General features: G+C 67.2%; 18 protein-coding genes, 7 tRNA genes and 1 pseudogene. 8 read left to right on the forward strand and 18 right to left on the reverse strand.

The window, feature by feature from the left end:
- Positions 1-36: 36 nt before the first annotated feature.
- From thrS to E3T19_RS09795, 7 genes are all read right to left on the reverse strand, one after another.
- A complete protein-coding gene (gene thrS, locus E3T19_RS09765) occupies positions 37-2,070 on the reverse strand; it encodes a threonine--tRNA ligase (protein ID WP_134408714.1) in 2,034 nt (677 codons plus the stop codon).
- 150 nt (positions 2,071-2,220) lie between these two features.
- A tRNA-Val gene (locus E3T19_RS09770) sits at positions 2,221-2,292 on the reverse strand.
- Positions 2,293-2,317: 25 nt separating this feature from the next.
- Positions 2,318-2,391, reverse strand: a tRNA-Cys gene (locus E3T19_RS09775).
- Between the two features lie 57 nt (positions 2,392-2,448).
- Positions 2,449-2,520 (reverse strand) — tRNA-Gly (locus E3T19_RS09780).
- 197 nt (positions 2,521-2,717) lie between these two features.
- Positions 2,718-2,789 (reverse strand) — tRNA-Val (locus E3T19_RS09785).
- Between the two features lie 36 nt (positions 2,790-2,825).
- Positions 2,826-2,899 (reverse strand) — tRNA-Cys (locus E3T19_RS09790).
- A 77-nt stretch (positions 2,900-2,976) separates the two neighbouring features.
- Positions 2,977-3,048, reverse strand: a tRNA-Gly gene (locus E3T19_RS09795).
- 159 nt (positions 3,049-3,207) lie between these two features.
- Between E3T19_RS09795 and E3T19_RS09800 the strand changes: the two genes are divergently transcribed.
- Positions 3,208-3,280, forward strand: a tRNA-Val gene (locus E3T19_RS09800).
- 111 nt (positions 3,281-3,391) lie between these two features.
- On the opposite strand, the gene glpX is transcribed toward E3T19_RS09800, so the two are convergent.
- Positions 3,392-4,333, reverse strand: coding sequence for a class II fructose-bisphosphatase (glpX, locus tag E3T19_RS09805; protein ID WP_134408715.1), 942 nt, complete (start codon positions 4,331-4,333; stop codon positions 3,392-3,394).
- A gap of 54 nt (positions 4,334-4,387) precedes the next feature.
- Here glpX and E3T19_RS09810 point away from each other — a divergent pair, with 54 nt between their 5' ends.
- The gene (locus E3T19_RS09810) at positions 4,388-4,678 is read left to right on the forward strand and encodes an antibiotic biosynthesis monooxygenase (RefSeq protein WP_088456326.1); all 291 of its coding nucleotides are present in this window, start codon (positions 4,388-4,390) and stop codon (positions 4,676-4,678) included.
- Between the two features lie 385 nt (positions 4,679-5,063).
- On the opposite strand, the gene E3T19_RS09815 is transcribed toward E3T19_RS09810, so the two are convergent.
- Positions 5,064-5,288, reverse strand: a complete 225-nt coding sequence (locus E3T19_RS09815; protein WP_134408716.1) for a hypothetical protein — start codon at positions 5,286-5,288, stop codon at positions 5,064-5,066.
- A gap of 88 nt (positions 5,289-5,376) precedes the next feature.
- On the opposite strand from E3T19_RS09815, the gene E3T19_RS18985 reads away from it, so the two are divergent.
- The gene (locus E3T19_RS18985) at positions 5,377-5,517 is read left to right on the forward strand and encodes a hypothetical protein (protein ID WP_166788850.1); all 141 of its coding nucleotides are present in this window, start codon (positions 5,377-5,379) and stop codon (positions 5,515-5,517) included.
- Positions 5,514-7,079, forward strand: a complete 1,566-nt coding sequence (locus E3T19_RS09820) for an FAD-dependent oxidoreductase (RefSeq protein WP_370294267.1) — start codon at positions 5,514-5,516, stop codon at positions 7,077-7,079. Before E3T19_RS18985 ends, E3T19_RS09820 begins: the two co-directional genes overlap by 4 nt.
- A gap of 51 nt (positions 7,080-7,130) precedes the next feature.
- On the opposite strand, the gene E3T19_RS09825 is transcribed toward E3T19_RS09820, so the two are convergent.
- The 8 genes from E3T19_RS09825 to zapE form a co-directional block, all read right to left on the reverse strand.
- Entirely contained in the window at positions 7,131-7,859 is a 729-nt protein-coding gene (locus E3T19_RS09825) for a YqjF family protein (protein WP_134408717.1), read from the reverse strand.
- Between the two features lie 7 nt (positions 7,860-7,866).
- Positions 7,867-9,336, reverse strand: coding sequence for a flotillin family protein (locus E3T19_RS09830; protein WP_134408718.1), 1,470 nt, complete (start codon positions 9,334-9,336; stop codon positions 7,867-7,869).
- Between the two features lie 122 nt (positions 9,337-9,458).
- Positions 9,459-9,680, reverse strand: a complete 222-nt coding sequence (locus E3T19_RS09835; RefSeq protein ID WP_370294268.1) for an SHOCT domain-containing protein — start codon at positions 9,678-9,680, stop codon at positions 9,459-9,461.
- A gap of 205 nt (positions 9,681-9,885) precedes the next feature.
- Positions 9,886-10,308: a DUF6325 family protein gene (locus E3T19_RS09840; protein ID WP_088456332.1), complete on the reverse strand. Its 423-nt coding sequence runs from the start codon at positions 10,306-10,308 to the stop codon at positions 9,886-9,888.
- Positions 10,309-10,425: 117 nt separating this feature from the next.
- Positions 10,426-13,089: a LuxR C-terminal-related transcriptional regulator gene (locus tag E3T19_RS09845; RefSeq protein ID WP_166788851.1), complete on the reverse strand. Its 2,664-nt coding sequence runs from the start codon at positions 13,087-13,089 to the stop codon at positions 10,426-10,428.
- A 315-nt stretch (positions 13,090-13,404) separates the two neighbouring features.
- A complete protein-coding gene (locus tag E3T19_RS09850) occupies positions 13,405-13,911 on the reverse strand; it encodes a type II toxin-antitoxin system PemK/MazF family toxin (RefSeq protein ID WP_241980136.1) in 507 nt (168 codons plus the stop codon).
- 75 nt (positions 13,912-13,986) lie between these two features.
- Entirely contained in the window at positions 13,987-15,207 is a 1,221-nt protein-coding gene (locus E3T19_RS09855; protein ID WP_134408720.1) for an ammonium transporter, read from the reverse strand.
- 177 nt (positions 15,208-15,384) lie between these two features.
- A complete protein-coding gene (gene zapE / locus E3T19_RS09860; RefSeq protein WP_134408762.1) occupies positions 15,385-16,431 on the reverse strand; it encodes a cell division protein ZapE in 1,047 nt (348 codons plus the stop codon).
- Between the two features lie 164 nt (positions 16,432-16,595).
- Here zapE and E3T19_RS09865 point away from each other — a divergent pair, with 164 nt between their 5' ends.
- Both E3T19_RS09865 and E3T19_RS09870 read left to right on the forward strand, forming a co-directional pair.
- Positions 16,596-17,498: a sulfurtransferase gene (locus E3T19_RS09865; RefSeq protein ID WP_134408721.1), complete on the forward strand. Its 903-nt coding sequence runs from the start codon at positions 16,596-16,598 to the stop codon at positions 17,496-17,498.
- Positions 17,495-17,941: a SufE family protein gene (locus E3T19_RS09870; RefSeq protein ID WP_088456336.1), complete on the forward strand. Its 447-nt coding sequence runs from the start codon at positions 17,495-17,497 to the stop codon at positions 17,939-17,941. The genes E3T19_RS09865 and E3T19_RS09870 overlap by 4 nt, the downstream gene beginning before the upstream one ends.
- 29 nt (positions 17,942-17,970) lie before the next feature.
- On the opposite strand, the gene E3T19_RS09875 is transcribed toward E3T19_RS09870, so the two are convergent.
- A complete protein-coding gene (locus tag E3T19_RS09875) occupies positions 17,971-19,248 on the reverse strand; it encodes a S9 family peptidase (protein WP_241980138.1) in 1,278 nt (425 codons plus the stop codon).
- Between the two features lie 23 nt (positions 19,249-19,271).
- On the opposite strand from E3T19_RS09875, the pseudogene E3T19_RS09880 reads away from it, so the two are divergent.
- Positions 19,272-19,826: pseudogene (locus E3T19_RS09880) on the forward strand (DUF3000 domain-containing protein); the annotation flags it as partial.
- 562 nt (positions 19,827-20,388) lie between these two features.
- Positions 20,389-21,600, forward strand: coding sequence for an HRDC domain-containing protein (locus E3T19_RS09885; RefSeq protein ID WP_370294269.1), 1,212 nt, complete (start codon positions 20,389-20,391; stop codon positions 21,598-21,600).
- The last annotated feature ends 56 nt before the right edge of the window (positions 21,601-21,656 follow it).

Below are 21,656 nucleotides of genomic sequence, written 5' to 3' on the forward strand. Positions count from 1 at the left end.
CCTTCTCGGGACCCGCCGGAGTGGCTTCGGTCACCGTCAGGCCTGGCCCGCGCCGGCCGCAACGACCAGGGCGACGGGTGCGCCTTCCTGGGCGAAGTCGGCGGCGCCGTTGACCTGCGCGCGGGTGGTGATGGACGCGATGATCCGGCGGATGGCGTCGTCGACGGGAACCCCGTTTTCCTGGGTGCCGTCACGGAACCGGAAGCTGACCGCGCCGTTCGCGCGGTCATCCTCACCGACGATGAGCTGGAACGGGATCCTCTGCAGCGTGGCGTTTCGGATCTTCTTCTGCATCCGGTCGCTGGACGAGTCGAGTTCGACCCGGACGCCCGCCGTCTTGAGCTTGGCCAGGACTTCCCAGAGGAAGTCCTCGTACTGCTCGGACACTGGGATGCCGATGACCTGCACCGGCGAGAGCCAGACCGGGAACGCACCGGCGTAGTGCTCGAGCAGGATGGCGAAGAACCGCTCGATCGACCCGAGCAGGGCGCGGTGGATCATGACCGGCTGCTGGCGACTGCCGTCGGGCGCCGTGTACTCCAGGTCGAACAGTTCCGGCTGGTTGAAGTCGAGTTGCACCGTCGACAGCTGCCAGGTGCGGCCGATGGCGTCCCGTGCCTGCACCGAGATCTTCGGACCATAAAAGGCCGCTCCACCCGGATCCGCCACGAGTTCGAGTCCCGAATCCTCGCCGACCTGGCGGAGGGTGTCGGTCGCGGCCTCCCACTGCTCGTCAGTACCGACGGACTTCTTGGGATCGCGGGTCGACAGTTCCAGGTAGAAATCGGTGAGGCCGTAACCACGGAGGGTCTCGAAGACGAACTCGAGCTGGCTGGTGACCTCGGCTTTGACCTGGTCCTGGGTGACGTAGATGTGAGCATCGTCCTGGGTGAGGCCTCGCACGCGAGTGAGGCCCTGCAGCGTGCCGCTCTTCTCATAGCGGTAGACGGTGCCGAACTCCGCCAGACGCAACGGAAGCTCGCGGTAGCTGCGGCCGCGGGCTTTGAAGATGAGGTTGTGCATTGGGCAGTTCATGGGCTTCAGGTAGTAGTCCTGGCCCTGGCGGGTGACGTGGCCCTCGGCGTCGACCTCTTCGTCAAGGTGCATGGGCGGGAACATGCCCTCGCGGTACCAGTTGAGGTGCTGGCTGGTCTCGAACAGGTGACCCTTGGTGATGTGGGGGGTGTTGACCAGGTCGTAGCCGTTCGCGAGCAGGCGCTCGCGCATGAAGTTCTCAATCTCCGAACGGATGATGCCGCCCTTGGGGTGGAAGACAGCCAGGCCGGAGCCGATCTCTTCGGGGAAGGAGAAAAGGTCCAGTTCCTGACCGAGCTTGCGATGGTCGCGCTTGGCGGCCTCTTCCAGGCGGGCCTTGTAGGCGCGCAGTTCGTCCTTGGTGGGCCAGGCGGTGCCGTAGATGCGCTGCAGCTGCGGGTTCTTCTCCGAACCGCGCCAGTACGCTGCGGCCAGGCGGGTGAGCGAGTAGCCGTTGCCGATCATGCGGGTGTTGGGCAAGTGCGGACCGCGGCAGAGGTCCTTCCACACGGTCTCACCGGTCTTGGGGTCGACGTTGTCGTAGATGGTCAGTTCCGCGCCGCCGACCTCGACGGACTCGTTGTCGCCATCGGGGGTCGGGTCGTCTCCCGCCCCGCCCTTCAGGCCGATGAGTTCCAGCTTGTACGGCTCTGCCGCGAGTTCGGCGCGGGCCTCGTCATCGGTCACGACTCGGCGCACGAAGCGCTGGCCCTGACGGATGATGCGGTCCATGGCCTTCTCGAGGGACTTGATGTCTTCGGGGGTGAACGGTTCGGCCACGTCGAAGTCGTAGTAGAAGCCGTCGGTGACGAATGGGCCGATGCCCAAGCGCGCCGCGGGGTTCACGGTCTGCACGGCCTGAGCGAGCACGTGAGCAGCCGAGTGGCGCAGGATGTTGAGGCCATCGGGTGAGTCGATTGTCACCGGGGTGACGTCATCCGTCTCGGTCACCGCAGTGGCGAGGTCCCTGAGCTCGCCGTTGACGCGCATGGCGACAACGGATCGGTCGGTGAAAAGCTCAAAACCGTCAACCACGTGTATTACTCCCTTGAGTTGCGAACCCTTCAACTTTAGCGGGCGCCGGTGGGCTCAGTGACGGGCCGCGGGCACAGAAAAGCGCTGCCGGCGATGCCCGTGTGGACTCTGCCGACAGCGCTTGGCTGTACTGCCTCTTGTGCTACCCGGTGGGCGATACTGGGATCGAACCAGTGACCTCTTCCGTGTCAGGGAAGCGCGCTACCGCTGCGCCAATCGCCCAGGACCGCGGATGGTACTCACGGGCTGGAGGTGGATACGGGATTCGAACCCGTGTAGACGGCTTTGCAGGCCGTTGCCTCGCCTCTCGGCCAATCCACCGTGTTCTTTGTTACCTGTATACCCAAAGAAAATCGGCCTCTCGGCCGATTCACTTCGAGCGGATGACGAGATTCGAACTCGCGACCCTCACCTTGGCAAGGTGATGCGCTACCACTGCGCCACATCCGCAACTGCTCGCATTTCTGCGTGCTTGGAAGACTCTACTCGATCCTGGGGACCTCGTGTGCACATCACGCGCCAGTGGGCGCCGAGCCCGGTCGAAATCACTCGCTGTGCCGCGGAATTACGCGGAAAAACAAAAAAACCCCCGAGTTTATCGGGGGTTTTCTTCGGAGCTTCTCGTGCTTGGTGTTGTCATTGCTCTGTGGGCGATACTGGGATCGAACCAGTGACCTCTTCCGTGTCAGGGAAGCGCGCTACCGCTGCGCCAATCGCCCAGATCCTTCGCAGTGCAAAATGCACACCGTTCTGGTTGGAGGTGGATACGGGATTCGAACCCGTGTATACGGCTTTGCAGGCCGCTGCCTCGCCTCTCGGCCAATCCACCGTACTTGATGCCGTATTCACTACAACCGTGCTGGGTTTACTACCAAAGAGAATCGGCCTTTCGGCCGATTCAATTCGAGCGGATGACGAGATTCGAACTCGCGACCCTCACCTTGGCAAGGTGATGCGCTACCACTGCGCCACATCCGCAACTGCTCGCATTTCTGCGTGCGTTGAAGACTCTAGCCGATAGTGCGAGACAAATTCAAACCGAGCGATTGCCGCGTGTCGCGGCCCCTCGATGTGCGCTCAGGCCCCGGTCTGGTCTAGTATCAGATGTCGCAGTCGAGAGGTTTTCGAGTGTGGTTCGGGCGATTGGCGCAGTTGGTAGCGCGCTTCCTTCACACGGAAGAGGTCGTGGGTTCGAGTCCCGCATCGCCCACCGAAACGGCCCCCGGAGAACCCGGGGGCCTCGTTGGTTAACGATGGGAATTCGGTCCGGAACAGGCTGGCCGGCGCGTTGGACTCAGCGTTAGTTCGGCGCGGCCCCGCCCTAGCTTGACTCCCCAGCGCCCACCGGTGTCGAAGCGAACAGCACTCTGTCGCTGGCCACGAGGTCGTCGAGGGTCAATACCCGCTGGAGATCGTGCCCGGCGGCCAGGGCAAGGCGCAGTTGGTCATCGCTTTGGGGAGCGAGCCGGCCTTCCATGAATCCGCCCAGTGCCCGAATCGCGCAGGCGGTGAGCACCCCCTCGGGAGTGCCGCCGATCCCCATGGCCAAATCGATTCGCCCGCCGGGTGTGGCAGCGTCGATCGCGGCGGACACGTCGCCCTCCCCCGCGAGCACGACCCGTGCACCGACCCCGCGCAGTTCGGCCACGAGGCTCGCGTGCCGCGGTTTGTCGAGCACGGCTACGGTGATCTCGGTCACCGGCTTCCCGAGCGCTTCGGCCAGCCGGCGCACGTTCTGACTCGGGGTGGCCAGAAGGTCGAGGATGCCGCGGGCCGGCGCCGAGGAGATGAGCTTGTCCATGTAGAACACGTCCCGGGGATCGAACAGCGTGCCGCGTGGGGCGAGGGCGATGACACAGACGGATCCTGGCAGCCCTTCCTGCACGAGTCGCGTGCCGTCGAGCGGGTCGACGGCAATGTCGCAGGCCGGTCCCTCGCCGGAGCCGAGTTCCTCGCCGTTGGCCAGCATCGGGGCTTCGTCCTTCTCCCCCTCCCCGATCACCACGTACCCGGCGAATGGCGCCGGCAGCAGTTCGGCGCGCATGGCGGCGACTGCCGCGGCATCCGCCGCATTCTTGTCACCGCGTCCGAACCAGACTTCGGCGGCCAGTGCCGCCGCGACCGTCGCCGCGCGTACCGCGGCGACCAGCTCCGCCGAATAGTGTTCGCCGCCGAGAACCGTACTGGTGCTGGTGCCGGTGCCGGTACCCGCACTCGGGCTTGTGCTCGGTGTGGCTGCGTCGGTCGTCGTGTTGCTGCTCATGGGACTCGATGGTACCCGCAGGGCCGGGCCCGCCAGCCGAGATAGTGTCAAGGGGTGATCAGAGAACACGCCATTCTCCCCGTGCGACCCGGCCGTGAAGACGCCTTCCTTGCTGCGTTCCAGACGGCCCGGCCGCTCATCGAGTCGATGCCCGGCTTCCGTGGGCTCAGCCTGTCCAGGTCGGTTGAGGATCCATCGACCTTCCTGCTGCTGGTGGACTGGGAACGGTTGGAGGACCACACCGAGGGGTTCAGGGGCTCCCCTGAATACGCCGACTGGAGAGCGCTGCTGCACAGTTTTTACGACCCGTTCCCCGAGGTGCAGCACTTCATCTCCGTGCCCTGATCTGTGCCCTGATTCTGCCCGTCGCTTCTCCACAGGCGGCCGGTTTGAGTACCTTTCCACACCCGGATCTGCAGGGGTGGGAGTGTCGGTGGTCGGTGGGAATATCGGGGTATGAGCAGCCCCGCTGAGCAGTTCCCGACCGACCCGGAGGACCCGGAGGACCCGGGTCACGACGCCCGCGACCCGATGCCGACGCCCACGCGCAGGCGCACCGGCGCCGCCGCACCCTGCAGGAGCAGGCGCAGGCCACCCTCGCCCGGAAAGTCGCCTAAGCAAGAAAGGCCCACTGGAGGATCGCGAAGGCGACCGCCGAACGTGCTCGCGCACTAGCGGAGCTGCAGCGGTGGAGCAGGGACCCTGCCACCGCGAAACCGCTCAACCCCGACTACGCCGCCGAGTCGGCCCGCGGGCCGGTCCTCACCGACGCCGATGCGAGCCCGCGGAAGATCGCGGCGTGGGAAGACCAGGAAATCGCCCGCCGCACCATCACGACCGAGGTCGCCTGCTCGCTGCGCCTGGCCGATCGCACCGCGGAGAACCTGATCGGTGAATCCTCGATGTTCGCCGGCCCGACGACAGCCACCCTCACGGCGATGAGCCACGGCGACATCAGCTACCGGCACGGGCAGGTGCTGATGGAGTAACTCAGCTTCATCCCGCTTGCGGAAGCCGCTGCCTTCGAAGCCAAGTTGCTGCCGGTGGCGAAAGACCTCACCGTCGGCAAACTCGCCGTCAAGGCCTGGCGGATGCGGGAACGAGCGCACCCCGAGACCCTCACCACACGGGCCCCCGCCGCGATCGCCGAACGCGGGGCACCCAGATCTGCGCCGACGCGATGACCCACCCCGAGACCGTTGCCGTGCTCTCGGTCGGAAAAGAACACTACAAAGCCCCCGCCGACCTGCGCCGCTGGGTCGCCCTGCGCGACGGCACCTGCCGCTTCCCCGGCTGCACCAGACCCGCATCCCGCAGCGACCTCGACCACACCCTCGCCCGAGAACACGGCGGACCCACCGACTACGACAACCTGGCCCACCTCTGCCGCGCCCACCACCGACTCAAACCACCCTGGCTCCCACTCCCGAACGACCGGCAGCACCGGCCCGGCCACAGGCGAACGACCGGCCTGAAGATCCACCGCCCTTCTAGCGCTCCCCCAACCGTCTCGGAGGACGCGCAGCAGCGGGCACTTGCTAATTCGGCAATTCTGTTTGTCAATCTTGTAGCGGCGCTTCAGCATGGTGATATGACCAGCAACGGCACGCCTCCCTCTATCCCCCGTCTTCCACATCCGCAGACACAGACACAGACACAGACACACGACGTCGTCATCATCGGCGGCGGCGCTGCCGGACTCAGCGCCGCAGTTGTGCTCGGGCGGGCACGACGTTCGGTGGTCGTCGTCGACAACGGACATCCGCGCAACGCGCCCGCCGAGGGCGTGCACAGCTTCCTCACCCGCGACGGCTTGCGCCCCGCCGAGCTGGTGCGCCTCGGCCAGGACGAGGCCAGCTCCTACGGCGTGGAGTTCGTCATGGGCCGGGCCGTCGACAGCCGACGCTCGGCGCAGGGCTTCACGGTGACCCTCGATGACGGCAGCACAGTGTCGGGGCACCGGCTGCTGGTAGCGACCGGGCTCGTCGATGAACTTCCCGATGTCCCCGGCCTCGCCGAGCGGTGGGGACGGGACGTGCTGCACTGCCCGTACTGCCATGGCTGGGAGGTCAGGGACCAGACCATCGGCATCCTCGGCACCGGGCCGAAGTCGGTTCACCAGGCGCTGCTCTTTCGCCAGTGGAGTAGGAACATCACTCTCTTTTTGCACGGCGACATGCTCGACGCCGACGGCACGATTTCCGAGCTGCACGGACCGACCGATGCAGAGTGGGAGCAACTCGCCGCCCGCGGCGTCAGCGTCGTGATCGGCCCGGTAGCGGGCCTCGACGTGCGGAACAAGGCCCTGGCCGGGGTTCGCCTGGCCAGCGGTCGCCTGTTCCCCCTGCAGGCGCTCGTGGTCGCCCCGACGTTCACGGCCCGCACCGACTTCCTCGCCGGGCTTGGGCTGGCCTCGACACCGCATCCGTTCGGCGTCGGCACCCAGTTGGACAGCGACGAGACCGGGCGCGTACTCAACGACGGTGCCGTGGTGCCCGGAGTCTGGGCGGCCGGTAACGCCACCAACCTGATGGCGCAGGTCGTCGTGTCCGCCGCCGCCGGACTCGGCGTTGCCACGATGATCAACTCCGACCTCATAGCGGCGGAGGTGGAGACGGCTGTGACGGCCTACCGCAGCCCGTTCTCGACCGCCAACGAGGCCCGCAACAGCGACTCGGTGCTCGGCGATCGCCGACACGGGGTTCATCCAGAGCACACACCGGCTCGGGAAGGACAGAGCCGATAACGTCCACGTCGGCCAGTCCAACGGGACTGCTGTGGTCGCTCTCGCGGCCGGTCAGTCCCTGGTGCCGAACCAGGTCGTGATTCCGGGTGAGTAGAGCACCGAATCCGGTGCCCGGGATCCTGCCAGCCCCGGGAAACCGGCCACCGAGAGCAGGCTGTCGTCCAGTGAGATCAGCTGCGCCGTGAACAGCCGCCACGGCTGGTGGTGGTTGCGCAGCCGGATGGTGCGGCCGCGGACCCGGGTGAACAGCGCCCAGCGCGCGGTGAGGAAGTCGGCCAGCGGATCCTCTACGACGGGCTGACCCGTCGATCGCACGAGGATCTGAGTGCGCGCGTGCGCGGCGAGGTGGCGGGTGGACGAGTAGCGGTACTCGCCGGCCTCCACTTCCACCCGTGTGCGTGACCACATGTAGGGCAGCGCGAAGAGCGCGCGGGCGGCCAGCACCGCGGCGAGCCTGGACGCCTCGAGTGACACGAACACCACACCCCGCCGCCCGCGGTCGTCGACCGCGTAGAGACGCACATTGACCTCGACGAACGAGCCGAAATACGGGATCGGCGCGCTGCCGAACACAGTGGCTCGGTCCAGGACGAACGGGATCAGGCCGACCCAGCTGGAGCCGTCGTAGACGTCGGGCCGGAGGCCCTCCGGGAGCAGTGGCGCCACCTGGTCGGCGTCGACCCGCCAATGCAGGAAAACCAGATCTGACCAGCGCTGACTGGCCGTCGCCCGGCCGACAAGCGGCGGGGCGACGGCCGTGATCGGCCAGGGTTCCGACACGGGGTGGCTAGACGGCGTCGGTGTGAACGGCGTCGGTGTGAACGGCGCCGCTGTGAACCGTGTCAGCGTCGGCAGAAACCGACACCTGTGCGGGCGCAAAACCGTCGCCGGCCTGGGCCCTCGCCAGTGCCGTACCGGCAGCGGTTCCACCGATCAGGCCGCCGAGCAGGTCCTTGATGCCCACGCCCATGGTGGAGTTGAGCACGGCGTCGACCTCGGAGAAGCCGGAGGCGACGTTCTTGCTGAGCTGGCTCGCACCGTCGGTGGAGATCACCGTGAGCTGGTCGATGTTGCCCATCGGCGCGGCCAGCTCGTGCGCGATCTTCGGCAGCATCTCGACAAGGCGCAACTGGATGAGCGCCTCGGACTGCTCGGCCACGGCCTGGGCGCTGAGGCGGGTAGCCTCGGCCTCTGCCGAGCCGCGGGCCAGGATGGCGTCGGCGTTGGCCTGGCCCTCGGCCCGGATGGCCTCGGCGGACGCCACCCGGCTGTCGCGGTCGGCGTTGGCGGCCGCGACGCGGGCCTCGGCGGCTGCGGCTGCGGAGACCCGCACGCGGTACGCGTCGGCATCGGCCACGGCGTTGACCTCGGAGTCAAGCTCGGCCTTTCGCAGGCTGGCGCGACGCTTGGCGGTCAGCTCCTGCTCCTGAACGATGTTCTGCTGGGCCTTCGCCTCGGCTAGCGGCTTGGCCGCAGCGGCCTCGGCGGAGGCCTTGTCGGTGTCGAGCTGGAGCGCCGCCTTGCGCAGCGCCAGGGTGTTCTGGGCCTCGGCCACGGCCTGTTCGGCGATGATCGAAGCTTCCTGCGCTTCCCGGTTGGCCTGGTGCTCGGCCACCTCGGCCTGTCGGCGCACCTTGGCCTGTTCGGCACGACCCAGGTCGCGGATGTAGTCGTTGGCGTCGGTGATGCCCTTGATCTCGAACGAGTCGACGTCGACGCCCTGGTTGGCGAGGGATTCCCGGGCGGTGGCGAGCACCGACGTGCCGAGCTCATCACGCTTCTGGATGATGGTCATTACGTCGGTGGCGCCGATCGAGGACCGCAGGGAACCGCTGAGCACCTCCTGGGCGAAGTTGTCGATGTTCTTGTCCTGGCCGGTGAAACGCTGGGCAGCAGCGCGGATCGCGGTCGGGTCGTCGCCGACCTTGACGATCGCGACGGCTTCGACGGTGAGAGTGATTCCGTTGCGGTCCTGGGCGACAGCCGTGATCTCGATGGCCCGGCTGCGCAGGCTGATCTTGAACGCCTTCTGGAAGAAGGGGGTTATGAACACACCCTGGCCGTGAACCACACGCTGGCCGGACTCCTCGAGGGTGGCGCCGTCGACGATGGTCTTCTTGGACTTCTTGCCGGTGATGACGAGGGCTTCGTCCGGCCCGGCGTTCTTGTACACCGAGCGGGCGTAGACGAGCACGATCACACCCACCACAATGACGAGGAAGACGATACCGATAATCGGACTGAGGAGTTCTAACATGTGTACCTTCCGGTCCGCGCCAGGCGAACGTCACGTCGCGCAGCCAGAAGGGCCCCGCTCCCTCCACGTAGGCTAGCGCTCCCGCGCCCCGGCGTGCGGGGTCAGAAGGGTCGATTGACTTCTCAGGCCAGCAATTTTGCCTTCGCCGCCGTGAACTCAGTGTCATTGAGCACCCCAGCATTGTGGAGTTGGGACAGCTGGTTCAGCTGGTCGAGCAGGGCGGAATCTCCCGAGGCCGGCGGCGCAGCCGCCTGCTGCTGCTGCTGGGCGTCGTACTCGGCCTGGGCTTGGGCATCAGCCTGTGCCTGGGCATCGGCATCGGCCTGNCTGCCGCCGCTGCACATTGCCGCTCACGGCTGTGGCGGTGCCGGCGACGACCGCTGTTCGCGCGGCCATGCCCAGGAGTCCGGGGCGACCCCGTCGAAGTGGTGACATGATCTGGTCCTTACTGTTCGTGGATGGCTGTTCGTGGATGGCTGTTCGTGGATGACTGTTCGTGGATGAACGCGTCGATGGCTCTGGTTTGGTGCGGATCCGATGTCGGCGAGGTCAAACCGCGGCGTCGAGTACCGCGTTCACGACGGCCGCGGGAATCCGCTCCTGATGGAGCACCGCTCCCCCCGATGCCGACAGTACGGAAGCGAAGTGCCGGGCCCAGGTCAGTTCCACGACCAGAACCGCGGCTGAGGTACCAGGCGGCAGGTCCACCGCGAGTTCCTCGACATCGTCCAGTCCGGCGAGGCCGAGTTCTCCCAGTGCCAGGTCCGGCAATTGCGCCTTCTCGGGCAGATCTTCCACCTCGACGATCCGCAGGTCGCCCTCGACGCTGCGAGAGACGAAGATCAGGTCGAGGAGGGTGACTGTCTTCTCATCGATCAGGGCTCGCAGTGCCTCGCTCAGAGCGGCACCCGGCCTCTCGCCGTCAAAGGAGATCAGGAGAATCTCCACGGGTCCGTACGTGAATTCCGCCATCGAGTGTCCCTTCGTCAAACGTGCGGGCAGACGCACCGCCACCCGGTTCGGGCTCAGTGTCGTCGTGCACCCCCGGGGTCGAGTCACCCGGAAAGGGTGAATCTGGACCTGACCCGGTCAGAGCAGCCCGCGATCCTGGGCGATCGCCACCGCGTCCGCCCGGTTCGTGGCCTCGAGCTTCTGGTAAATGTTGCGCAGGTGGGTCTTCACGGTGTTGGGGCTGACGTTGCGCTTGCCCGCGATGTCTGCCACGGACTGGTGGAACGGCAGCTCCCGCAGGATCTCTCGCTCTCGTTGGGTGAGCGCAGGACTGTTCCGGCCGTGGTCGAGCGCGGGCGGACGCTCGTGCAGGTGCAGCGCGTCAGCAGCGCGGAGAATGTGCCGGGCGAAGTCGTCGAGATCACCGAGTCGGCCGAGGCGACCGCGGATGAGAGCGGTGCCCTGCCCACCGACGGCCAGGAATGCCCGTTCACAGCCGATCCTGCTCGCGAGCCGCAGGGCTCGAAGCAGCCGGGCGTCCGCCTCGACGTGTCGGCCTGACACATCCGCCACATGGGCCAGAGCGATCCAGGCGCTGACGATCGTCGCACCGCGCCATGCGGTGCGTTCCTCGAGGGCCGCTCCGCGAAGCCGTTCCTCAGCGGGATGGCCGGCCCTGGTGGGTGGGACGAGGAGGAACCTGATCAGCAGCGACTCCAGAGAGTCCTCCCCCAGCGCCCGTTCGATCAGGCGAACAACCAACTGGGTTTCCAGCCGTCCGTCCAGTGCGCCGCTCAGTTCGATCAAGGGTATGCAGCACAGGCTCAGGGCCCGCGGATGCTCAGTGCCGACCTCACGCATCAGAAGCATCAACCTGTCGAGGGCCTGGCGTGAACGTACCGCGCTGTCCAGCTGGCTCAAGAGCAACAGCACCTCTGCGGGTACGCTGATGCCGGCATCAGAGCCCCTGTCCTCTCGTGCTGCCAAGGCCTCAAGAATTACCGGGTCAACCGGCTGGCAGGCTTCGTACCGGTGAATCATCGCGTAGAGCAGCGCCCTGCCGGCGGCGTGGTCGACGGGCCGCTCGGCTCCCACGAGAGCTCCCATCTCTGACGCCGTCGTGGCCATCTGGCCTTCGAGCATCGCCACGTGCACCCAGTTGCCGGCATGCCCCGCCGCCGTCGCCGCCAGGTCACAGGCCAACAGGAACAACCAGTCCAAACCAACGTCCCTGGCCGAGTCCGCAACCTCTCTGAGAATGTCCTCCGCTGGACCGGGCTCACCGAGCTTGTCCCGGCAGCGGCCCTGGGCCGTTGCGGCTAACAGGTCGACGGCCAGGACCTGCCGCGCGGCCGATGGCGCATCGCCCTGCAGGGCTGCCAAACGACTTTCGATGTCGGGCCGCTCAGTAGCGTGGAACGCCTGCAGAATGGCGACCACAAACGTCCATCGAGTCGAGCTCGCATCGGTGCGGTCATGCTCGGGAAAGTCCCGGGCGGCCGCAGCGGCGGCCACCAGGAGTTGCTGCACCCGCCGCCGGGCAGGGACGTACGGGGGCTCGAGGAGCAGTCGCAGGCACAGTGTCGCGGTGGACACCACGCGGCCCTCGATCTCGTCCAGGGCGCGACCCACAAGATCCGTCGCACCGGACAGGACCAGCACGAGGCCGAACCGTTCGAGCAACGCGCCCACGAGCTCTGGATCGTGCGCCACAAGCGACTGCTCTACCGCTGCCGGCGCGCAGGCCCGGTCCGCGAACCACTGACAGGCCAGGAGATGCCTGGCGGTCGCGGTGCCGGCGTCCAACCTACGTCCCTCTCCCTGCAGGTATGCGAGCAGGATCGGGTGATATCGGTAGCCGGCCCCGCCCGGCGCAGCAGGCTCCCGCCCGATCAGCATGTTGTGGCGGGCCAGCCGCTCGAGCACCTCGCCCGCATCGGCGCGCTCTGTCACGGCCACCGCCAAGTCGAGAGGCACCACCTCGCTCAGCGCTGACGCCAACAGGACCTCCCGATCGCCGGTGTCCAGGCCCGTGACCACCTCGGCCGCAAGATAGTCCGCCACCGCCGGGTTGTCGCCGTCGAAGCGACTGAGGTCCAGCGCGGCTCCCTCGGATTCTCGCCAGGTGAGAGCGAGCGCAAGGCCGGTTGCCCAGCCGCCGGTCCGGCGCCTGAGGATGGCACCGTCCTCGGCGGGCAGGTCGATATGGTGCTGCGCCGCCAGGTTGAAGGTCTCCTCGAGCGTGAAGGCCAGGCTGTCCCCGGCGCACTCGATGAGCACGCCGGCGGCCTCCAGCGGCGCTATCCCCGCCACGGGCCGGTGACGGCCGGACACGACGATGCGGACCCCCGGGGACATATCGACCAGCGCCTCGAGGATGCCATCAAGATTCGTGCGGTTCGGGGACGACGGCCGCTCGGCAAGGTGCAGGTCGTCGACGAACACGAACGTCCGGCCCGGCCCGGAGGCGTCAGGTCCGTCTCCGCCCGCCAGCAGCCGCTGCCGGATCTCGTCAGGGTCCCTGGCGTCGCGGAGCGCGGCGCCGTTGAACCACCGCACAGTCTGGGTCTCAGCTCTGAGCCGCCGCGCCCAGCCCGCCATCAGCGTGGTTTTGCCCGACCCCGCGGAGTCCCAGAGGACGAGGACCCTGGCGTCAGGCCCGGTCAGCCGCTCAAGCACAGAATCCAGTCGGGGGCGGTGCAGGTACCACGCCGGTTCGGCAGCGAGCCCGGCGGGCAACGGGGAGGCCTGCGGTATCGCGAGCTCCACAGCTGGGGACAGGGCCGGGGACAGGCTTGACACGGCCGACGCGATTGGAGCTGCCGGCGTGCGGGGCGGGGCGGGATTCAGAGGCGGGACCGGAGTGAGTGGGGGGGCCATCGGGAAACGTCCTCGATTTGCATCCATTGCGCTACGTCAGCCACAACATCAGCCGCGGCGACAGGAATAGTGGCGCAGCAGCTGCGTGGGACATGGCTACCCCGTCAAGGCCCCGGCGAACCGGGACCTTGACGGAGTTCTCGCGGTGTTCGGGTCACCGCCAGTGAGGTGATAATGCCGCGGTGGCCGGGCCTGGTCAAGGGGCGGCCCGACTCGCTGGTGCAACACCGAGCGCGGTCAGCGCCAGCCGTACCGAGTCCGCAGCGCCCGCTCGATCATCCGGTACCGTGCGGCATCCACGACGGTTCCTTCACGGCGGACCCCGCCCTGGTGCACCTGGAACACCCGGGCGAGCCCCGCCCAGCTCGGCCGCCGTGCGGGATCCCACGGCCCCTCACCGAGCGGCAGGTAGTCCGCGTTGCCTGAACGGTCAGTGCTCGTCAGCTGCACCGCCAGCATGTTGCCCTCGGACAGCGTCGCCATGACGACCACCGGCCGGTCTTTACCCCGACCGTCCAGTTCCTCGTAGGGAACCCACGTCCAGACGATCTCGCCCGGGTCCAGGGCGCCGTCGGTTTCGGGCGCATAGCCCCAGCCCGCGCGTCGCACCGTCGTCGGATCGAGTTCGATCGTGGCGTCAGGACCGGATTGGCCGGGGGCGGTTCCCGTGCGCGGCACTCCGACGGTCCGGGAGCCGAAGAGGGCAGACCGAAGGGCGGTGAGGAGGTGCCGAGTGCGGAACACACCCGAACACTACCCCACCGCCCTGGTCCCCCAGATGCCTCAGCTCTGCTGCCTCAGTGGTCTGTTGTCCAAGCGCTAGACATTGGCGAGGGCGTAGCCCTCTTCGCCGTGCACCGAGGTGTCGATGCCGGCAACTTCGTCTTCATTCTTGACCCTGAAGCCGATGGTCTTCTCGATGGCGAGACCGAGCAGGTAGGCGACGACGAACGAGTAGACGAGGACCGCGAAGGCCGCGATGGCCTGGACCGTGAGCTGGCCGAGGTCGCCACCGACGAAGAGGCCGGTGCCGATCGCGAAGAAGCCCAGGTACAGGGTGCCGATGAGGCCACCGACGAGGTGGATGCCCACGACGTCGAGCGAGTCATCGAAGCCGAAGGTGAACTTCATCTCGATGGCCATGGCGCAGACGGCACCGGCGACGACACCGAGGAGCAGGGCCCAACCGGGTTCGAGATTGGCGCAGGCCGGTGTGATGGCGACGAGGCCGGCGACGGCACCGGATGCGGCGCCGACCGACGTGGCCTTGCCGTCCTTGATCTTTTCGACGATGAGCCAGCCAAGGATGGCGGCGGCGGTCGCACCGAGGGTGTTGACCACGATCAGGCCGACGTTGGCGAGGCCGTTCAGCCACTCCGCCCCGGCGTTGAAGCCGAACCAGCCGAACCACAGGATCGAGGCACCGAGCAGAACCAGCGGCACGTTGTGCGGCTTGGTGATGCCCTTCTGGAAGCCGATCCGCTTGCCGAGGACGAGGGCAAGGGCCAGGGCAGCAGCGCCGGCGTTGATGTGCACGGCGGTACCGCCGGCGTAGTCGATGACGCCGGGCAGGCCGAGGGTCTCGCCGAGGCTCATGATCCAGCCGCCGCCCCAGACCCAGGCCGCGACCGGGAAATAGACCAGGGTGGCCCAGACACCGGCGAAGATCATCCAGGAACCGAACTTGGCGCGGTCGGCCACGGCTCCGGAGATCAGGGCGACGGTGATGATCGCGAAGGTCGCCCCGTAGGTGGCACCAAGGAGATCGAGGTTGCCGGTCTCACCCGTGGCCAGTGACCCGAGTCCGAAGTCGCTGAACGGGTTGCCCGCGAACTGGCTGGCTCCGTCGACCACACTCATGTTGAATCCGTACAGGATCCAGAGGACGGTGATCAGCCCGAGTGCGCCGAAGCTCATCATCATCATGCTGACGACGCTCTTGGCCTTGACCAGGCCGCCATAGAAGAACGCGACTCCCGGAGTCATGAACAGAACCAGCGCGGTTGCCGTCAACCCCCATGCAATGCTGCCAGTGTCCATCATCTGTCCTCACACCTAGTTAGCCGGAGTACCGCGAAAGCCGCAGACGAGTGTGCCGGGCAGTCCTGGGTACGCAACTCAGTCTCCGACCCAGACGTTTCACCAGCCGTACCGTCGTGTTTCGGGGAGGTTACGCAATCGGCGAGAACGTTAAGAGCGTGTTTCGCTGCAGCCCGCTCACTCCGCGTGCGGCGGCAGCTCGCCCGTGGTGAGAGCCACCATCCGGGACTGGGAGCGTTGATACTTCTTGCGGTAGCCGCCCTCCAGCATCTCGGCATCGAAGACGTCGTGTAGCGGCAGTCCGCTGGCGATGATCGGGATCTCGGCGTCGTAGACCCGGTCGATGAAGGCCACAAGGCGCAACGCATCGGTCTGGTCGGTGAGCAGGTAGACGTTGCGCAGGGCGATCACGTCGACGTCGGCGATCATCTTGATGTACTTCGACGGATGCACGGTGCTGAGATGGCGCATCAGCGCACCGAAATCGTCACACGTCACCCTGGAGCCCCGCTCGATGAGTGCCTCGTTCAGGCGGTCGAACTCCTCGGGCAGAACGGCCTCGGCGTGCCCGGACGCATCCCGGCGGCGGTAGTCGAGGCCGTCGATGCGCACGGTCTCGAAGTTCGCGGACATGGCCTGAATCTCTCGCAGGAAGTCAGCTGCCGCGAACCGGCCCTCGCCGAGCGAGTTCGGCGGGGTGTTGGAGGTGGCGGCGACCCGGGTGCCGGAGGCGATCAGCTCGCCCAGCAGCCGAGTCATCAGCATGGTGTCCCCCGGATCGTCGAGCTCGAACTCGTCAATACAGATGAGCTTCGCGCCGGAGAGCTGGGTCACGGTCTCGGCATAGCCCAGGGCGCCGACCAGCGCCGTGTACTCGATGAAGGTGCCGAAATACTTGGGACCGGGTGCGCCGTGCCAGAGCGCTGCCAGCAGGTGGGTCTTGCCGACGCCGAAGCCGCCGTCGAGGTAGATGCCGGGCAACTCGGCCTTGGCCTTGCGGGTGCGGGAGAAGAAACCGCCCGGTCGGGCCCGCCACGCTGCAAAGGTGTTCAGCCGCTCCACCGCCTCGAGCTGGGACGGATAGTCCAGGTCAGGGCGGTAGGACTCGAATGAGGCGTGTTCGAATTGCGGTGGCGGCACCAGCTCCGAGACGATCTCCGCACCGGTGATGGATGGCGACCTGTCGACGAGTCGAAGGGGCAACTTTTGGGTCGCACTGACCATGTTTGACATCCGGTTCCTGTCTGTCCCCGACATCCTGGTGGAATTTCGGTGTGGGGTTCTGCCTTGTACCTTGGAGACCTGCGCGCAGGTTGTCCACCAGCCTAAATGCACGCACACCAGGGCCGCGCCGTCGTCCAGGTTCACGAGCCCTCCGGGAGGAAACCATGACCGTCGAAACAGATCCGTCAGCCACGTTCGCGGCGTACGCGCATCCCGAACGCCTGGTGTCAACCGACTGGCTGCAGGCCCACCTCGGCGACCCCGGCCTGGTCGTGGTCGAATCCGACGAAGACGTCATTCTGTACGAGACCGGCCACGTTCCCTGCGCAGTCAAGATCGACTGGCACACCGACCTCAACGACCCCGTGGAGCGCGACTACATCGACGGGGCCGGCTTCGCCGCCCTGCTGGGCCGCAAGGGCATCAGCCGCGACAGCACCGTGGTGATTTACGGAGACAAGAGCAACTGGTGGGCGGCATATGCCCTCTGGGTGTTCACCCTGTTCGGCCACGACGACGTGCGCCTTCTCGACGGCGGCCGGGCGAAGTGGATCGCCGAGGGCCGCGAACTGAGCACGGACCGCGAGGCGGCCGAACCGGCCGAATACCCTGTCGTCGAGCGGGCAGACGCCCCCATCCGCGCGTTCAAGGACGACGTTCTCGCCCACTTCGGCCACCCGCTCATCGACGTGCGCTCGCCCGAGGAATACAGCGGCGAACGCACCACCGCGCCCGCCTACCCCGAGGAGGGATCCCTCCGGGCCGGCCACATCCCTTCGGCGGTGTCGGTGCCGTGGGCCCGTGCCGCGGCCGAGGACGCCACTTTCCGGCCCCGTGCCGAGCTCGACGCCATCTACCGCGACGAGGCCGGGATCACCGGCGACGAGCCCGTGATCGCCTACTGCCGCATCGGCGAGCGATCCAGCCACACCTGGTTCGTGCTGACCCACCTGCTCGGACTCGAGAACGTGCGCAACTACGACGGTTCCTGGACAGAGTGGGGCAGCGCGGTACGGGTCCCGATCGTGCAGGGCACAGCCCCCGGAACCGCCCCGGAACCCCGATGAGCACCGTCGACCTTCCCAGCCAGCTTGCCGAGATCCGCGAGGATTTCCTCGCGCTCGAACAACCGGATCGCCTGATGCTGCTGCTGGAGTTCTCCAACGAGCTGCCGGACCTTCCCGAGAAGTACCGGGACCATCCCGACCTGTTCGAACGTGTCGTGGAGTGCCAGTCGCCGGTGTTCATTTTCGTCGAGGTTGACGACGACCGTTCCGTACACCTTTATGCCACGGCGCCTGCGGAGTCGCCCACAACCCGGGGCTTCGCCTCGATCCTCGCTCAGGGCCTGGACGGCCTCAGCGTCGACGAGGTCCTGGCCGTTCCGGATGACTATCCGCAGTCGATCGGCCTCACCCAGGCCGTTTCGCCGCTCCGGCTGCGTGGCATGACCGCCATGCTGGGTCGAACCAAGCGTCAGCTGCGCGAACGGCAGGCCGCCCTGGGCTAGCGTGGCCTGCGCCCGCCGAGGGCCGAGGCCTACCGGTCGCCGGTGTATCCGGCCGCCGTCACGGCGGGGTGTGCCGACCCGAGCGTGCCGAGCCAGCCGAGGATGGCCGCGTTCCAGGCGGCCGGATCGTAGTTCCACAGTTTGGTGTGCCTGGCCACCTCGAACGGCACCAGGGTGACGATGTCGGGTCGCCGTTCGGCCAGGGCTCGGGACGGTGCTGACGGCACGTAGCCGTCGTCGTCGCTGTGCAGGATGAGAATCGGCAGGCTCAGGTCGTTCGCCCGGGACACGAAGTCCAGTCGGGGGAAGTCGATGGGGAGATGCATCCCCGTGACCATTCGTCCCCAGGGGCGCCCCATCACCACCAGTGCACCGCGCACCACCGCCCTCGGCAGCCGGAGGGTGAGCGCCTGGTAGGCCACAACATCCGCCCAGTCGATCACGGGCGAATCGAGCACGATGCCGGTGAGCCGACCGTCGTGCTTCGCGCGGGTAGCCGCCTGCAGGGCGATCGCCCCGCCCATCGACCAGCCCATCAGCACGATCTGGGTCGCTCCGTTCTCCACGGCGAACTGGATGGCGGCCTCAACGTCCCGCCATTCGGTGTCGCCGAGCCCAAACCGGCCGTCGGCGCTCGGCGGCGCCTCACCATCGTTGCGATAGGAGACCAGCAGACAGGTGTAACCGGCGGCGTTGAACACGGGAACGGCCCGAAGCGTCTCGTGCCGACGGACCCCACGGCCGTGCACCTGGATCACCCAGCGCCCGGAGGGTTCTGACGCGGGGATCAGCCAGGCGGGAGCATCACCCAGCTCGGTTGGCACCGTCACGTTGGAGAACTCGAGCCCGAGGTCCCACGGCCCGAGGAAGGAATAGCCGCCCAGCCGTCCCGAGGTCACCGAGCCGAGGTCACCGAAGTCCACGGTCAGGATGCGGCGGGTCACGGTCTTCGCCGCGCGAGACTCGATGGCACCCAGGCGCGCGTGTCCGGAGTCACCGGCGAACCAGAAACTGTAATCACCGGGAAGGACCGCGTCCTTGGTCGCGTCGAGGGTGATGGTGCCGGCGTCGAGGTCGACGTCGAACACCCTCGTATCGTCGGCGCGTTTGGTGGGCGGGGTCACGATGCGGCGCGCCATGACACCGGCCAGCACACCGACCGCCAGAGCTGCGGCGGCACTCACCGCAACGGCGCCGCCCGCGATCACCAGCCCCGCCGACGCCAGGCCGCGCGTGGATTCCGCTCGTGTACCGATCCCTGTCATGCCTACCTCTTCGCTGTTCGGCGTGCCTCGCACCAGCCCCACGGAAAAAACTCTAGTCTGCAGACGTGCCCGATTCAGAGGATCAGCCCCAGCGCCCTGCGCAGTTTGCCGCGGCGCTCGACGCTATCCGTTCTTCCAGCCCGCGCCCGGAGCTGGTGGTCACCGAGATTTCGGCCCCCGGAAACCTCGCTCCGTATGCCGTGGCACTGTCTGCGGATGTCACGCCGGTGCGACACGGCAGCGACTCCGACTTCGGTACCGGACGCTTCATTCTGCTCTACGACCCCGACGAACCCGAAAGTTGGGGCGGACCCTTCCGCGTCGTCTGCTTCGCGCAGGCACCCCTCGAGAACGACATCGGAGTCGATCCGTTCCTCGCCGAGGTCGCCTGGGCCTGGTTGGTGGATGCCCTGGACACCCGAGGTGCGAACTACACCGCCGCCTCCGGCACCGCCACCAAGATTCTCTCCTCGGGCTTCGGTGAGCTCGCCGCTCAGGGCGATGGCGCCCAGATCGAGCTGCGGGCGTCATGGAGTCCGTTGGACAACGACCTCGCCGCACACGTCGAAGGCTGGGGTGAGCTGCTGTGCATGCTCGCAGGCCTCCCGCCCGCCAGCGAGCTGCCCGCCCCGCCCCGCCACGGCCATTCTTCTTCCTCCCGTTCCTCGTCCTCTTCGTCCTCCTCCGCTCGGCATGGGCGTCCCTCCAGCGCTGAGGTACCCCGTTCCTCTGGACCGGGTGCAGACCATGGCGTGTCAGGACCGGGCTCGACGGGATCGGGCTCGACAGGACAGGGCTCGACAGAACAGGGCTCGAAAGAACAGGGCAGCTCAGGAATCACGCTGGGCCCGGTGGACCAGATCGGGCCGTCAGCCTCGTCTGTTCTGCGAACAGGCCCGGGATTGCATACGCTGGGAGTGGCCGCCGGCGGCCGCGAGTCTGCCGGCAGGGAAACGGCCGGTGGTGATTTGGCCGGCCTCGATGCGCCGGGCGCTGAACGCGCCGGCAGGGAGACCTCGGGAATGAACGTCATGGCAGGAAATGCAGTCGGAACCGAAACCAGCCCGGGGATGAACCCCGGGGCGTTGAGCAACACGGCGTTAGGCATGGGCAACACGCCTCTGACCAGCACGGCGCCGAATCTCACCAGCGTCGCGTATCTCTCGGCACATCGTGCATCCCGTGGTTGACCGACCCGTGGTCACCCACCAGGTCATCGACTCCCGCGCAGCCTATCTGGCGGCACTCGACGTGCTCGCCCAGGGAACCGGGCCGATCGGCATCGATGCGGAACGGGCATCGGGTTTCACCTACTCCCAGCGTGCTTACCTGATCCAGATCTTCCGCCGGGATGCGGGCACCTTCCTGTTCGATCCACCGGCTATCGGCGACTTCAGCGAACTCAACGACGCCCTCGCCGACGAGGAATGGATCCTGCACGCAGCAAGTCAAGATCTCGCCTGCCTCCGCGAGGTCGGCCTCGACCCCACCCGCATCTTCGACACCGAGCTCGCCGCACGCCTGCTCGGCCTGCCCCGCGTGGGACTCGGCACCGTGGTCGAAGAACTCCTCGGCATTCACCTAGCCAAAGAACACTCCGCCGCCAACTGGTCAACCCGGCCGTTGCCCGAAAGCTGGCTGGTCTACGCAGCCCTGGACGTGGAGCTACTCCCGGACCTCCGTGACAGCATGGTCGACCTGCTCGTGGAATCCGGCAAGACCGAGATCGCCGACCAGGAGTTCGCCGCGGTACTCGCCAAGGAAGCGAAGCCGGCCCGCGCGGAGCCCTGGCGCCGCCTGTCCGGCCTGCACGCCGTGCGTGGCCAGCGCAACCTGGCCGTGGCCCGCGAGCTGTGGGTCGCCAGGGACACCCTCGCCCAGGAGCTCGACGTCTCCCCCGGCCGTTTGGTTCCCGACGCGTCGCTCGTGGCCGCAGCACGTCTGCTGCCCGCGAACCGGGCCGTTCTCGCCGAGCTTCGCGAGTTCAACGGTCGCGCCAGCCGAACCGAGCTCGACAGGTGGTGGCAGGCCATCCTGCGTGGCCTCGCCAGCGTTGACCTGCCCTCGGTGAAGGCGAACGGCGACGCACTGCCGCCGCCCCGCGCCTGGGCTGACCGCAATCCCGACGCCGACCTGCGGTACAAGGCCGCGAGGGCCGCCCTGACGGCGGCCTCGGAGGAGCGCGCGGTGCCGTTGGAGAACCTCCTCACTCCCGACCACCTGCGTCGCGTGGCTTGGCAGCCGCCGGAGCCTGCCGGTGCCGATGCCGTGGGCGAGGCCCTCGCCGGTCTCGGTGCGAGAACCTGGCAGATTGAGGCCACTGCACAACTAATAGCTGATGCCTTTGTGGAAGTCCACCAAAGCGCGTCCGTTGCCGCCGACGCTGAGTCGTAGGAACAGTCAAAGGATTCACACCGGTTATTCCGTCACCCTAGGATCGTGCGATACCT

This window comes from Cryobacterium sp. TMT4-31, from assembly GCF_004403385.1.
Taxonomy (GTDB): Bacteria; Actinomycetota; Actinomycetes; order Actinomycetales; family Microbacteriaceae; genus Cryobacterium; species Cryobacterium zongtaii.